This is a genomic window from Streptomyces sp. NPDC057302 (assembly GCF_042667685.1).
Taxonomy (GTDB): Bacteria; Actinomycetota; Actinomycetes; order Streptomycetales; family Streptomycetaceae; genus Streptomyces.
This window is the reverse complement of record NZ_JBHUZJ010000137.1, coordinates 1-12,834: the sequence shown is the minus strand read 5'-3', so window position 1 is coordinate 12,834 and position 12,834 is coordinate 1. Positions and strand designations below refer to the sequence as shown.

The window sequence follows — 12,834 nt, the reverse complement described above, 5'->3', positions numbered from 1 at the left end:
ACGTGAAACACGACGCCCCACCGGTCTCTGACAAGCTCCTACAGGGACAGCCCGCGCCACCCCTCCGGGTCCACCCCGCCCGGCACGGGAGCCGCCGCGTCGTACGGCTCACGCGTGAAGAAGAACGACCCCAGGTCGAGATGGCTCACCGCCCCGTCGGGCCGCCGCACCGCCCGCAGCACCTCCCCGGCGAAATAGCCGTCAAGACCGGTCCAGGAACCGTCGCCGTTCGGCCGGAATCGCGAACCGCGGCCACCGCCCGACAGCGGCGACAGCTCGACCGCCCCGGCGGCCCGCGGTCGCAGCACGAAGGCGCTGGTCCCCCAGTACCAGGGCCCCGCGAGCTCCAGCAGGGCCTTATCGAGTTCGGGCAGGGGCCGCCACGCCTCGGGGATACGCGGCTCGGCCTCAGCCACGATCTTCAGCAGGTCGAAGGCCAGCGCCGTCACGGCCGGGCCTGAGGTGCAGTTGGTCAGCGTGACCGCCACCAGGCCGTCCTCCTCGCTCGCCCACAGCCCGGCCATGAAGCCGGGCAGCGAACCCCCGTGCCCGACCAGAGTGCCCCCGTCCCCACGGATCAGCTGCACGCCCAGGCCGTACGTCACGTTCCAGTCCCCCGCCTGCGCGGGAGAGGCGGGCGCCCGCATCTCCCGTACCGAATCGGCGGACAGGACCCGGTCGTCGCCCTCCAGGAGGAAGGCGCCGAAGCGCGCGAGATCCGCCGTCGTGGACCACAGCTGCCCTGCCGGAGCCATGAGGCCCAGATCCTCGGCCGGTTCCGGCATCATCACGTCCGCCCACGGATGGACGGCCCAGCCACCCGCATGCGGTGCCTGGGGCTGCGCACTCGTACGGTCAAGCCCCAGCGGCTCCAGGATCTCGCGCCGCAGCACGGCTTCCCAGGAGTCGCCGCGCAACGCCTCGACCAGCGAACCGAGCAGTGTGTAACCGGGGTTGGAGTAGTGGAAGCGGCGGCCGGTGGCGTGCTTGAAGGGCTGCTCGCCAAGGACGTCCCCGATCTCGGGGCGCTGCGACGCAGGCGTGCGCTCCCACCACTCCCCGGGGGTCTCGGCGGCCAACCCCGCGGTGTGAGCGAGGAGTTCCGCGAGGGTGACGTCGCCCGCCGCCGTGCCCGGCAGGTGCTTCTCCAGGGGGTCCGAGAGGTCGAGTACGCCCTCGTCGCGCAACCGCATCACCAGCACGGCGGTGAAGGTCTTGGTGATCGAGCCGATGCGGTACTGAACGTTCTCGTCCGGTGCGTGCCCTTCGACGCAGGTGCGCCCCTCGGTCCACACCAACTCGCCGTCCCTGAGCACCGATGCGACGAGCGAAGGTGCCCGTCCCTCCGCCTGAGCGGTGGCGACGCGATGCAAAAGGGCTCGACGGGTGCTGGGCAACAGCTCTTCACGGGGTGATGTCATGGCCCTAGTCCACCTGCGGAGAAGCCGGGCGTCGAGCGAATTCCGCCGACCGCGCTACGCGGATCGCGCACCCGTGGCTTTGCGGCCCTGCCGCAGCTCTCAAGGGCTCTCTCCGTAGCAAGCGGCGACCGCGGTGGCGCGGTCGTGCAGCGAGGTGCGCAGCCACTGCGGGGACAAGGCCTCCGCGCTGGTGGCGAGCTGCCACAGCGCCCACTCCGCGTGCCGCGGGTCTTGGAAGGTCACCTCGAGCCGCAGCCAGCCGTCCGCGTCGGTCTCTTCGGTGAGGACGGCCAGCGCTGTGCCCACCAGGTCGTGCCGCCGGGCCGGGTCCACCCGTACCAGCACCGAGACTTGGTCGCCGCCGGTCCGGAACTGCGTGCTGCGTTCCTGCCAGGCCCGGTCAAGGTCGACCCGGTCCGGTCGCTGCGCCGGTTCGGCGAGTTCCTCGGCGGCCAGCACCCGGGACAGCCGGTAGGTGCGGTCCGCCCCGGACCGCATGGCCAGCAGGTAGCCCTGCTCGCGCACGGTCACCAGGCCGACCGGGTCCACCGTGCGCCACTTCGGGTCCTGGCCCACGGCCGCGTAGTGGATGCGCAGCTTGTGTCCGGCGAACACCGCGCGCCGGACCTCGGCCACGATGGTCTCGGGCACCTCGTCAGCGGCCAGCCGGCGCGAGAGGAGGTCGGTCTTCGGGTCGATGAGCAGTCGCTCGACCGCGTCGCCCGCGGTGATCCGATAGCTCTCGGGCAGCGCGTCAACCACCTTGAGCATGGCCGAGGCGAGCGCTGAACCGAGCCCGAATGCCTGTGCACCACGCCGCGCTCCGGCCACCAGCAGGGCGAGCGCTTCGTCGTGGTTCAGTCCGGTGAGCTCGGTCCGGAAGCCGGGCAGCAACGCGAAGCCGCCGTTGCGACCACGCTCGGCATAGACCGGGACCCCGGCGGCGGACAGCGCCTCGATGTCACGCAGCACGGTGCGGGTGGACACTTCCAGCTCGCGGGCGAGCGCGGTCGCGGACAGCCGACCGTGGCGCCGCAGCAGCAGCACCAGCGAGACCAACCGGTCGGCGCGCATGCGGAGAAAGCTACCTGAATACACGACACAGGGTGTCGCGTATTCATTGGGAGGCTCATCGTCATGACGAACAAGAAAGTGGCCTCTGAGCCGAACGACCTGGGCAGGTACTTCATCGAGCGCGCCAACGCGGGCGACGTCGACGGGCTGGTGGCGCTCTACGAGCCGAACGCCGTGCTGGCGTTCCCGCCGGGCAACCTCGCGACCGGACACGCGGAGATCCGCAAGGTGTACGAGCAGTTCGTCGCGGCGGCGCCGGTGCTCTCACCGGGCAGGCAGCACCCGGCGCTGGTGAGCGGCGACCTGGCACTGACCGCGGCCACGCTGACCAATGGCGACGTGACGGTCGAGGTCGCCCGACGCCAGCCGGACGGGTCGTGGCTGTGGGCCGCGGACCAGCCGGCACTCGCGCCGTAGCGGAACGGCGGTGGGCCTGCCGGCACGACCGGGCCCACCGCCGCTCAGCGGCTTCCTCTTCTGCTGCTGCTACGTCTGTGCCATGTCCACGAAGCGCGAGTAGTGGCCCTGGAAGGCGACCGTGATCGTCGCCGTCGGGCCGTTACGGTGCTTGCCCACGATGATGTCCGCCTCGCCCGCGCGCGGTGATTCCTTCTCGTACGCGTCCTCGCGGTGCAGCAGGATCACCATGTCCGCGTCCTGCTCGATCGAACCGGATTCACGCAGGTCGGAGACCTGGGGCTTCTTGTCCGTACGCTGCTCGGGACCACGGTTCAGCTGCGAGAGCGCGATGACCGGGACTTCCAGCTCCTTGGCGAGGAGCTTCAGGTTTCGCGACATGTCCGAGACTTCCTGCTGGCGGCTCTCGGCACGCTTGGAACCACCGGACTGCATCAGCTGCAGATAGTCGATGATCACCATCTTGATGTCCGCGCGCTGCTTGAGGCGGCGGCACTTCGCGCGGATCTCCATCATCGACAGGTTCGGGGAGTCGTCGATGTAGAGCGGAGCCGCCGAGACCTCGGGCATCCGGCGCGCGAGCCGCGTCCAGTCCTCGTCCGTCATCGTGCCGGAGCGCATGTGGTGCAGCGCCACCCGTGCCTCCGCGGAGAGCAGACGCATCGCGATCTCGTTGCGCCCCATTTCCAGGGAGAAGATGACGCTGGGCAGGTTGTGCTTGATGGACGCGGCACGGGCGAAGTCGAGCGCAAGCGTGGACTTACCCATGGCGGGGCGGGCCGCGATGACGATCATCTGGCCCGGGTGCAGGCCGTTCGTCAGCGAGTCGAAGTCGGTGAAGCCCGTCGGCACACCGGTCATCTCGCCGCTGCGCGAACCGATCGCCTCGATCTCGTCGAGCGCGCCCTCCATGATGTCGCCGAGCGGCAGATAGTCCTCGCTGGTGCGCTGCTCGGTGACCGCGTAGATCTCGGCCTGGGCGCTGTTGACGATCTCGTCGACGTCGCCGTCGGCCGCGTATCCCATCTGCGTGATGCGCGTGCCCGCCTCGACGAGGCGGCGCAGGACCGCTCGCTCGTGGACGATTTCCGCGTAGTACTCGGCGTTCGCCGCCGTCGGCACCGTCTGCACCAGCGTGTGCAGGTACGAGGCTCCGCCGACCTTGGTGATCTCGCCGCGCTTGGTGAGCTCGGCCGCCGCGGTGATCGGGTCGGCAGGCTCGCCCTTGGCGTACAGGTCGAGGATCGCCGTGTAGATCGTCTCGTGTGCCGGCCGGTAGAAATCGTGGCCCTTGAGCACCTCGACGACATCGGCGATGGCGTCCTTGGAGAGCAGCATTCCGCCGAGCACGGACTGCTCGGCGTCGAGGTCCTGCGGCGGTACGCGCTCGAAGGCGGTGCCTCCGCCGTCCCAGCCGCCGCCTTCACGGCCGCGGTCGTGCTGCTCGTCGCGGCCTCTGCCCCCGTCGCGGCGCTGACGCGATGCGGGCAGACGGTCACTGGGACCGCTGTCGGCCCAGGGGTCGTCCAAGGGCTCGGAAATACTCACCGGGCCACCTCCCTCACGTCCGCCGCGCGGACCTCGCCGTGCCCTTCTTTCTTACGGCACGACACTGACAAATGGGCGGCCCAACTCCGGTTCTGACGCGTCGGTTTTTCGGGCTTTCCGAGGTCGGATCACGAGGGGGGCGCCGCCCCACGGTAGGCCCGTGGCCACCGTCAGCCAATCTGGTTATCCACAGACGGTGTGGATGACGGGCGCGTTGCTGTGGAGAACCTCGCCAAACCTGTGTACGGCTCGGTGGACAGGCCTGTGAACAAGCACTCAGCCTTCTCGACAAACACGCCCTGACCTGCAACTTTCCCATCCACCGGCTGTGCAGAAGAAAAACTTCCCCAGTCGGACCAAGATCGTGGCAAACAACGCTCCGAAGAGCGTCGCACTCGAGACCAGGTAAGGGTCCCAATGGCATTGCATCTCTTACCTGTGGAAGATTAGATTGGTGTCCATGACACAGGCTCCCGCGGCGCCCAAGGCCGCTCGGCGACAGCATGACCGAGAGATCATCGCACTCGCCGTTCCCGCCTTCGGCGCACTCGTCGCCGAGCCTCTCTTCGTGATGGCCGACAGCGCCATCGTGGGCCATCTCGGCACCGCGCAACTGGCCGGTCTCGGCGTCGCCTCGGCTCTCCTCACCACCGCCGTGAGCGTCTTCGTCTTCCTCGCCTACGCGACCACGGCCGCCGTGGCCCGCCGGGTGGGCGCCGGAGATCTCCAGTCCGCCATCCGCCAGGGCATGGACGGCATCTGGCTCGCCCTCCTGCTCGGCGGCGCCGTCATCGCCGTCGTCCTTCCCGCCGCGCCCGCGCTCGTGGAGCTCTTCGGCGCATCGGACACAGCGGCCCCGTACGCGATCACGTACCTCCGCATCTCCTCGCTCGGCATCCCCGCCATGCTCGTCGTGCTCGCCTCCACCGGTGTCCTGCGCGGGCTCCAGGACACGAAGACCCCGCTGTACGTGGCGATCGGCGGCTTCGTCGCCAACGGCGTCCTGAACGTGGCCCTCGTCTACGGCGCCGGCTTCGGCATCGCCGGCTCCGCCTGGGGCACCGTCATCGCCCAGTGGGCGATGGCCGCCGTGTACCTCTTCGTCGTCGTACGCGGAGCCAGACGCCACGGCGCCTCCCTGCGCCCCGACGCCGCCGGCATCAGGGCCTGCGCCCAGGCAGGCGCACCACTTCTCGTCCGTACGCTCTCACTGCGGGCGATCCTGATGATCGCGACCGCGGTGGCCGCTCGCCTCGGGGACGCCGATGTGGCCGCCCACCAGATCATCCTGTCCCTGTGGAGCTTGCTGGCTTTCGCGCTCGACGCCATCGCCATCGCGGGCCAGGCGATCATCGGGCGCTATCTGGGGGCGAACGATGCCCAGGGCGCCCGCGACGTCTGCCGCCGCATGGTGCAGTGGGGCATCGCCTCGGGAGTCGTACTCGGCGGCCTTGTCGTGCTCGCCCGGCCACTGTTCATCCCGCTCTTCTCCAGCGACTCCGTCGTCCAGGACGCCGCCCTGCCCGCACTCGTGGTGGTGGCCGTCTGCCAGCCGATCTGCGGCATCGTCTACGTTCTCGACGGCGTGCTGATGGGAGCGGGAGACGGCCCGTATCTGGCCTGGGCGATGCTGGCCACGCTGGCGGTCTTCGCTCCCGTGGCGCTGCTCGTACCGACCTTCGGCGGCGGGCTGACTGCCGTCTGGGGAGCGATGACGCTGATGATGGCGGTCCGCATGGTCACCCTGTGGCTGCGCACGCGCTCCGGACACTGGATCGTCACCGGCGCCACCCGCTGATCGTGGCCCGCTGTTTCACGTGAAACAGCGCATCCCGTGAAGCCGGGCACCCGGGCACCCGGGCGACGATGGATCCGTGAAACACGTTGGGCCGCACCCCTGAGGGTGCGGCCCAACGGTTGCTTCAGCTCTGCCAAGCGCAGTGCTTAGGCGGAGACGACCTCGATGTTGACCTTGGCGGCAACCTCGGGGTGCAGACGCACGGACGTCGCGTGGGCGCCCAGCGTCTTGATCGGCGCGCCCAGCTCGACACGACGCTTGTCGATCTTCGGACCACCAGCGGCCGCGATCGCCGAAGCGACGTCAGCCGGGGTGACGGAACCGAAGAGACGACCGGCGTCGCCGGAGCGGACGGCCAGACGGACCTTGACGCCCTCGAGCTGGGCCTTGACCTCGTTGGCCTGCTCGATGGTCGCGATCTCGTGGATCTTGCGAGCACGACGGATCTGCTCGACGTCCTTCTCGCCACCCTTGGTCCAGCGGATCGCAAAGTTCCGCGGGATCAGGTAGTTGCGGGCGTAGCCGTCCTTGACGTCTACGACCTCGCCGGCGGCGCCGAGGCCGGAGACCTCGTGGGTGAGGATGATCTTCATTATTCGGTCACCCTTCCCTTATCGCGCGGTGGACGTGTAGGGCAGCAGCGCCATCTCACGGCTGTTCTTCACGGCCGTGGCGACGTCACGCTGGTGCTGCGTGCAGTTGCCGGTCACGCGGCGGGCACGGATCTTGCCGCGGTCGGAAATGAACTTCCGCAGCATGTTCGTGTCCTTGTAGTCCACGTACGTGACCTTGTCCTTGCAGAATGCGCAGACCTTCTTCTTAGGCTTGCGCACAGGCGGCTTCGCCATGTGTTCTCTCCTGTTTGATCAAGAAGTGTGGGAACGGCCCACCCCTGGCCCTGAGGCCTAGAAGGGGGGCTCGTCCGAGTAGCCGCCGCCAGAGCTGCCGGAGCCGCCGGAGCTTCCGCCCCAGCCACCGCCGCCACCCTGCTGCTGGCCGCCGCCGGCCGGCGCACTGGTCGCCCAGGGGTCGTCGGCGGGAGCACCGCCACCGCCCTGCGGCTGACCGCCACCGGAGCCGCCGCCCCAGTTGCCGCCGCCCTGCTGCTGACCGCCGCCACCGCCGCCGAATCCGCCGCCCTGGCCGCCTCGACCTGTGGTCTTGGTGACCTTGGCCGTGGCGTTCTTCAAGCTGGCGCCGACTTCCTCGACGTCCAGCTCGTAGACCGTGCGCTTGACGCCCTCACGGTCCTCGTAGGACCGCTGCTTCAACCGGCCCTGCACGACGACGCGCATGCCTCGCTGAAGCGACTCCGCGACGTTCTCCGCCGCCTGACGCCAGACCGAGCAGGTGAGGAAGAGGCTTTCGCCGTCCTTCCACTCATTGGTCTGACGGTCGAAGGTGCGGGGAGTGGACGCGACACGGAACTTCGCGACCGCCGCACCGGACGGGGTGAAGCGCAGCTCGGGGTCGTCGACAAGATTGCCGACAACCGTGATGACGGTCTCGCCTGCCATGGGGGAACCTCTCGGCGGGTTTGCTGCTGGCTGCTTTTGCTGCTGCTACTCGGATCCCGAGTACCGCTGAGCTAGGAAGCTCAGTGGGTCTCGGGACGGAGGACCTTGGTCCGGAGGACCGACTCGTTCAGGTTCATCTGGCGGTCGAGCTCCTTGACGATCGCAGGCTCGGCCTGCAGATCGATGACCGAGTAGATGCCCTCGGGCTTCTTCTTGATCTCGTACGAGAGACGACGACGGCCCCAGGTGTCGACCTTCTCGACCTTTCCATTGCCCTCACGGACGACGGAAAGGAAGTTCTCGATCAACGGGGAGACAGCGCGCTCCTCGAGATCGGGGTCGAGGATGACCATCACTTCGTAGTGACGCATGTGGAACCCACCTCCTTTGGACTCAGCGGCCACGGTCGTTCCGTGGCAGGAGGGTCGTGATGCGTACGCAACGGTATCGGCAGCCACTGACAATCGGGCTCCCCGATCAGTAGACCGATCGGGAGTCCCTGCCATGGCATGGGCAGACACCGGTGCAGACGGTACAGACTACCCGCACGGGGGCTTCCGGTTGAAATCCTGTGGTCGGCGGGCAGAATCTGTACACATCGGGTGTGTATGGCGCTACTGTGCGCCGCCTCACGCAGGAGGTGCCTCATGGCACAGACATTGCGACCGAACACCGCTGGCTCTCTCTTCGCCACGGACGGCAAGGCCCATCCCATGCAGGACGCGCTGCTCGGCGTGACCCTGATCCTGGGCGCGATCGCCTTCGTCACGGCGATGTTCCACAACCTCCACCTGCTCAGTTCCTGGGCCGGCCTGGTGGGGATCGCCACGGGTGCGTGGGGACAGTTCATCTCCGAGACGACCCGCGAGCGCTTCGGCCTGATCCTCGGCCTCGGCGCCTCCGCGGTCGGATTCTTCCTGGGCATGGCACACGGCGGGCTCTTCGGCGGGCTCTGGTAGACCGCCCCTGGACGCCCCCGCCACACCTGGGCCGGGGGCCCAGGTCCCGTACGCCCAGACGGGGCGCTCTCGGGGCACAGTAGGCTTCGGCGCGAGAGCCGGAGCCCCTGTACCCATGGGGACACACCAGCCGAGGAGCGCCCCGAATGAGTCTGACCCTGAGGACCATCAGTCGCGAGCAGCATCTGGCGTATATCCAGAGCCTGCCGTCGGCAAGTCATTGCCAGGTCCCGGCATGGGCGGATGTGAAGAGTGAATGGCGTTCGGAGAACCTTGGCTGGTTCGACGACCGGACCGGCGAACTCGTCGGTGCGGGCCTGGTGCTCTACCGACAGCTGCCCAAGGTGAAGCGCTACCTCGCTTACCTGCCCGAGGGCCCGGTCATCAACTGGTACGCCCCGAACCTGGACGACTGGCTGCAGCCGATGCTCGCGCATCTGAAGCGACAGGGCGCCTTCTCCGTGAAGATGGGCCCGCCGGTCGTCATCCGGCGCTGGGACGCCCCCGCGATCAAGTCCGGCATCCAGAACCCGGACGTGAAGCGACTGCGGGACGTCGAGGCCTCGCACATCGAGCCGCGTGCCTTCGAAGTCTCCGACCGGCTGCGGAAGATGGGCTGGCAGCAGGGCGAGGACGGCGGCGCCGGCTTCGGTGACGTCCAGCCGCGCTATGTCTTTCAGGTGCCGCTGGCCAACCGCTCCTTGGACGAGGTCCTCAAGGGCTTCAACCAGCTGTGGCGACGCAACATCAAGAAGGCCGAGAAGGCCGGTGTCGAGGTCGTCCAAGGCGGTTACGAGGACCTCGCCGAATGGCAGCGCCTCTACGAGATCACGGCGATCCGCGACAAGTTCCGGCCCAGGCCGCTGGGTTACTTCCAGCAGATGTGGCGGACCCTCAACTCCGAGGATCCCAACCGCATGCGGCTGTACTTCGCGCGGCACAACGGCGTGAACCTGTCCGCGGCGACGATGCTCGTCGTCGGCGGGCACGTCTGGTACTCCTACGGCGCCTCGGACAACATCGGCCGCGAGGTCAGGCCCTCGAACGCGATGCAGTGGCGGATGCTCCGGGACGCCTACGCGCTCGGCGCCACCGTCTACGACCTGCGGGGCATCTCCGACTCCCTGGACGAGACGGACCACCTGTTCGGACTGATTCAGTTCAAGGTGGGCACGGGTGGAGAGGCTGTCGAGTACATCGGCGAGTGGGACTTCCCGCTCAACAAGCTGCTCCACAAGGCGCTCGACATCTACATGTCGCGCCGCTGACCGCACCGACCCGGCACAATTCACACAGCCACAAATACTCTTCATACCTCTGATACACCGCAGCCACGAGAAAGGTTCCGGGATCCGGCCATGGCGCTCACGCTCTATGTCGACACCGCGCGCTGGCGGGCACACCACAAGCACGTGCTGGAGCAGTTCCCGGGAATCGTCCCGGTCTGCAAGGGCAACGGCTACGGCTTCGGTCATGAGCGCCTCGCGGAAGAAGCGACCCGCTTCGGCTCCGACGTCCTCGCCGTCGGCACCACGTACGAAGCCGCCCGGATCAAGGACTGGTTCAGCGGCGATCTGCTGGTCCTGACCCCGTTCCGGCGGGGCGAGGAGCCCGTGCCGCTGCCCGACCGCGTCATCCGCTCCGTGTCGTCCCTGGACGGCGTACACGGCCTCGTGGGCGCCCGCGTCGTCATCGAGGTCATGTCCTCGATGAAGCGGCACGGCGTGAGCGAGCAGGAGCTCTCACAGCTGCACGCGGCCATCGAGGACGTACGACTCGAGGGCTTCGCGATCCACCTGCCGCTGGACCGCACCGACGGCTCGGACGCCGTCGAGGAGGTCATCGGCTGGATGGACCGGCTGCGTGCCGCCCGTCTTCCGTTGCACACGATGTTCGTCAGCCACCTCAAGGCCAACGAACTCGCCCGCCTGCAGCAGCAGTTCCCGCAGACGCGCTTCCGCGCACGCATCGGCACACATCTGTGGCTGGGTGACCACGAGGCCACCGAGTACCGCGGCGCCGTCCTGGACGTCACGCAGGTGACCAAGGGCGACCGCTTCGGCTACCGCCAGCAGAAGGTCGCCTCCGACGGCTGGCTGGTCGTCGTCGCGGGCGGCACGTCCCACGGCGTCGGCCTGGAAGCCCCCAAGGCGCTGCACGGCATGGTGCCGCGTGCGAAGGGCGTGGCCCGCGCGGGTCTCGCGACCGTCAACCGCAACCTGTCGCCGTTCGTCTGGGGCGGCAAGCAGCGCTGGTTCGCGGAGCCGCCGCACATGCAGGTCTCCATCCTCTTCGTGCCCTCGGACGCGCCAGAGCCGAAGGTGGGCGAGGAGCTGGTGGCCCATCTGCGGCACACCACCACGCAGTTCGACCGCCTCGTCGACCGCTGATCGCAGCCGGGCCGGCCACAGGCACGACCGCAGACTGAAGGGCCGGGAGCGACGGTTGTCGCTCCCGGCCCTTCAGCCGTTCTCCACCGCCTCAGCGGCCTGTTCGCTCAGGGCGAAACATCGGTCGAGGTCGACCCCCACCGCACCTGGGACCTCTCCGTCGCGTGCACCGCGTGCCGCGGCGGATGGGCCGCCTGCCCGAGGACGAAGACGTCCTGAGCGCCGTCCAGGACGCCCCCGGAGGGGTCGTCGTCACCGGACCGCCGGACCGGGTCCCTCTCCGGCATCAGGATGTCGCGTACGACCACGGCACACAGGTACAGCGTCCCCAGCAGGTGCACCACGATGGCGAGTTGATAGCCCTCGGTCGGCAGGCCCTTGTGGGCCTCTCCGCTCGTCGTGTACGCGAGGTACAGCCAGATCCCCAGGAAGTACGCGACCTCGCACGCCTGCCAGATCAGGAAGTCACGCCAGCGCGGCCGGGCCAGCGCGGCGAGGGGGATCAGCCACAGTACGTACTGCGGCGAGTAGACCTTGTTGGTGAGGATGAACGCGGCGACCACCAGGAAGGCGAGCTGCGCGAAGCGCGGGCGACGCGGCGCGGTCAGACCGAGCGCGCCGACGCCGAGGCAGGCCAGGAGCATCAGGGCCGTCGCCAGGGTGTTGACCGTGTCCGTGGACAGCGGATCGTCCATGCGCTGCGAGAGGATCAGCCAGAACGAGCCGAAGTCGACGCCCCGTTCCTGGCTGAACGTGTAGAACTTCGCCCAGCCCTCGCGGATGTGGAAGCCCGTCGCGTCGTGCGTGATCATCACGGGCAGGTTCACCACGAGCCAGGCACCCACGGCGGCCCCGGCTGTCATACAGAAGGGGCGCCACCGCCCCGCCCGCCAGCACAGGATGAGCAGCGGGCCCAGGAGCAGCGCAGGGTAGAGCTTCGCGGCGGTCGCAAGGCCGAGCAGGATGCCCGCGGAGAACGTCCCTCCGCGCGCCCACATCAGCATCGCGGCGGCCGTGAGAGCGACGGCGAACAGATCCCAGTTGATGGTGGCCGTCAACGCGAAGGCAGGCGCCAGGGCGACCATCAGGCCGTCCCAGGGGCGGCGCCGGTGGGTGCGGGCGACGCAGACGGCGATGACCGCCGTACAGGCCATCAGCATCCCGGCATTGACCATCCAGTAGAACTTCTCCTGGTGCTGGATGCTGCCGCTGCCCGGTGTGAGCCAGGAGGCCACCTCCATGAACACACCGGTCAGCACCGGGTACTCGAGGTACTCCATGTCGCCGGGCAGCTTGTCGAAGTAGGGCACCAGCCCGTCGGCGAAGCCGCGCCCCTGGTAGAGGTGCGGAATGTCGGAGTAGCAGGCGTGCGTGTACTGCGAGCTCGCGCCCTGGAACCAGGCGCCGCCGTAGCACGGCAGCTTCTGCACCATGCCGAGCGCGAACATCCCGATCGCGATGAGCGCGATGACGCGTACGGGAGTCCACCACGTCGCCGCGTACAGCACTCTGCGGCCGATGGGTCCACCGATCAGCTCGCTGCCGGCCGCGGCGACCTCATCCTCCTTGGTCGGCCGTACGGGCTCCTGTTGTGCACTGGGGGTCTTGTGCACGCTCGTGCGCGTCGTCTCTGCACTGGGCATGCCGCACATCCTGCCGTACGCACCTGAGAAGCCGACGAGGGCCGCCACACCGGTGCGGTGTGGCGGC

General features: G+C 68.5%; 13 protein-coding genes. 5 read left to right on the top strand and 8 right to left on the bottom strand.

Annotated elements, in window-relative coordinates:
• Positions 1 to 38 precede the first annotated feature (38 nt).
• Positions 39 to 1,421 (bottom strand): serine hydrolase domain-containing protein, encoded by a 1,383-nt coding sequence (locus tag ACFUPX_RS42895; RefSeq protein WP_383334966.1) that lies wholly within the window; start codon positions 1,419 to 1,421, stop codon positions 39 to 41.
• Between the two features lie 99 nt (positions 1,422 to 1,520).
• The gene (locus ACFUPX_RS42890) at positions 1,521 to 2,495 is read right to left on the bottom strand and encodes a helix-turn-helix transcriptional regulator (protein ID WP_383334964.1); all 975 of its coding nucleotides are present in this window, start codon (positions 2,493 to 2,495) and stop codon (positions 1,521 to 1,523) included.
• 63 nt (positions 2,496 to 2,558) lie between these two features.
• On the opposite strand from ACFUPX_RS42890, the gene ACFUPX_RS42885 reads away from it, so the two are divergent.
• Complete coding sequence (locus ACFUPX_RS42885) at positions 2,559 to 2,912, top strand: YybH family protein (protein ID WP_383334962.1); 354 nt, start codon at positions 2,559 to 2,561, stop codon at positions 2,910 to 2,912.
• Positions 2,913 to 2,981: 69 nt separating this feature from the next.
• Here ACFUPX_RS42885 and dnaB read toward each other — a convergent pair whose 3' ends face one another.
• On the bottom strand, positions 2,982 to 4,460 hold the full coding sequence (dnaB, locus tag ACFUPX_RS42880) for a replicative DNA helicase (protein ID WP_344525039.1): 1,479 nt from the start codon (positions 4,458 to 4,460) through the stop codon (positions 2,982 to 2,984).
• 460 nt (positions 4,461 to 4,920) lie between these two features.
• Here dnaB and ACFUPX_RS42875 point away from each other — a divergent pair, with 460 nt between their 5' ends.
• Positions 4,921 to 6,258, top strand: coding sequence for an MATE family efflux transporter (locus ACFUPX_RS42875; protein ID WP_383334960.1), 1,338 nt, complete (start codon positions 4,921 to 4,923; stop codon positions 6,256 to 6,258).
• A gap of 146 nt (positions 6,259 to 6,404) precedes the next feature.
• Here ACFUPX_RS42875 and rplI read toward each other — a convergent pair whose 3' ends face one another.
• The 4 genes from rplI to rpsF form a co-directional block, all read right to left on the bottom strand.
• The gene (rplI, locus tag ACFUPX_RS42870; protein ID WP_344525035.1) at positions 6,405 to 6,851 is read right to left on the bottom strand and encodes a 50S ribosomal protein L9; all 447 of its coding nucleotides are present in this window, start codon (positions 6,849 to 6,851) and stop codon (positions 6,405 to 6,407) included.
• A gap of 18 nt (positions 6,852 to 6,869) precedes the next feature.
• Positions 6,870 to 7,106 carry a 30S ribosomal protein S18 gene (gene rpsR / locus ACFUPX_RS42865; RefSeq protein ID WP_003949403.1) on the bottom strand — a complete coding sequence of 79 codons (237 nt, stop codon included), beginning with the start codon at positions 7,104 to 7,106 and terminating at the stop codon, positions 6,870 to 6,872.
• A gap of 57 nt (positions 7,107 to 7,163) precedes the next feature.
• On the bottom strand, positions 7,164 to 7,775 hold the full coding sequence (locus ACFUPX_RS42860) for a single-stranded DNA-binding protein (protein WP_383334957.1): 612 nt from the start codon (positions 7,773 to 7,775) through the stop codon (positions 7,164 to 7,166).
• Positions 7,776 to 7,855: 80 nt separating this feature from the next.
• Positions 7,856 to 8,146, bottom strand: coding sequence for a 30S ribosomal protein S6 (rpsF, locus tag ACFUPX_RS42855; RefSeq protein WP_073787253.1), 291 nt, complete (start codon positions 8,144 to 8,146; stop codon positions 7,856 to 7,858).
• 276 nt (positions 8,147 to 8,422) lie between these two features.
• Here rpsF and ACFUPX_RS42850 point away from each other — a divergent pair, with 276 nt between their 5' ends.
• From ACFUPX_RS42850 to ACFUPX_RS42840, 3 genes are all read left to right on the top strand, one after another.
• Entirely contained in the window at positions 8,423 to 8,734 is a 312-nt protein-coding gene (locus ACFUPX_RS42850) for a hypothetical protein (RefSeq protein WP_383334955.1), read from the top strand.
• 146 nt (positions 8,735 to 8,880) lie between these two features.
• Entirely contained in the window at positions 8,881 to 10,002 is a 1,122-nt protein-coding gene (locus tag ACFUPX_RS42845) for a peptidoglycan bridge formation glycyltransferase FemA/FemB family protein (RefSeq protein WP_249588911.1), read from the top strand.
• Between the two features lie 90 nt (positions 10,003 to 10,092).
• Positions 10,093 to 11,124, top strand: a complete 1,032-nt coding sequence (locus tag ACFUPX_RS42840; protein ID WP_383334953.1) for an alanine racemase — start codon at positions 10,093 to 10,095, stop codon at positions 11,122 to 11,124.
• 107 nt (positions 11,125 to 11,231) lie between these two features.
• Here ACFUPX_RS42840 and ACFUPX_RS42835 read toward each other — a convergent pair whose 3' ends face one another.
• The gene (locus ACFUPX_RS42835) at positions 11,232 to 12,776 is read right to left on the bottom strand and encodes a glycosyltransferase family 87 protein (RefSeq protein ID WP_383334968.1); all 1,545 of its coding nucleotides are present in this window, start codon (positions 12,774 to 12,776) and stop codon (positions 11,232 to 11,234) included.
• Positions 12,777 to 12,834 lie beyond the last annotated feature (58 nt).

Bases quoted from the DNA above. Each gene is read 5' to 3' on its own strand.
- ACFUPX_RS42895 (WP_383334966.1), bottom strand. From the start codon at position 1,421: ATGACATCACCCCGTGAAGAGCTGTTGCCCAGCACCCGTCGAGCCCTT.
- ACFUPX_RS42890 (WP_383334964.1), bottom strand. From the start codon at position 2,495: ATGCGCGCCGACCGGTTGGTCTCGCTGGTGCTGCTGCTGCGGCGCCAC.
- ACFUPX_RS42885 (WP_383334962.1), top strand. From the start codon at position 2,559: ATGACGAACAAGAAAGTGGCCTCTGAGCCGAACGACCTGGGCAGGTAC.
- ACFUPX_RS42875 (WP_383334960.1), top strand. From the start codon at position 4,921: ATGACACAGGCTCCCGCGGCGCCCAAGGCCGCTCGGCGACAGCATGAC.
- rplI (WP_344525035.1), bottom strand. From the start codon at position 6,851: ATGAAGATCATCCTCACCCACGAGGTCTCCGGCCTCGGCGCCGCCGGC.
- rpsR (WP_003949403.1), bottom strand. From the start codon at position 7,106: ATGGCGAAGCCGCCTGTGCGCAAGCCTAAGAAGAAGGTCTGCGCATTC.
- ACFUPX_RS42860 (WP_383334957.1), bottom strand. From the start codon at position 7,775: ATGGCAGGCGAGACCGTCATCACGGTTGTCGGCAATCTTGTCGACGAC.
- rpsF (WP_073787253.1), bottom strand. From the start codon at position 8,146: ATGCGTCACTACGAAGTGATGGTCATCCTCGACCCCGATCTCGAGGAG.
- ACFUPX_RS42850 (WP_383334955.1), top strand. From the start codon at position 8,423: ATGGCACAGACATTGCGACCGAACACCGCTGGCTCTCTCTTCGCCACG.
- ACFUPX_RS42845 (WP_249588911.1), top strand. From the start codon at position 8,881: ATGAGTCTGACCCTGAGGACCATCAGTCGCGAGCAGCATCTGGCGTAT.
- ACFUPX_RS42840 (WP_383334953.1), top strand. From the start codon at position 10,093: ATGGCGCTCACGCTCTATGTCGACACCGCGCGCTGGCGGGCACACCAC.
- ACFUPX_RS42835 (WP_383334968.1), bottom strand. From the start codon at position 12,776: ATGTGCGGCATGCCCAGTGCAGAGACGACGCGCACGAGCGTGCACAAG.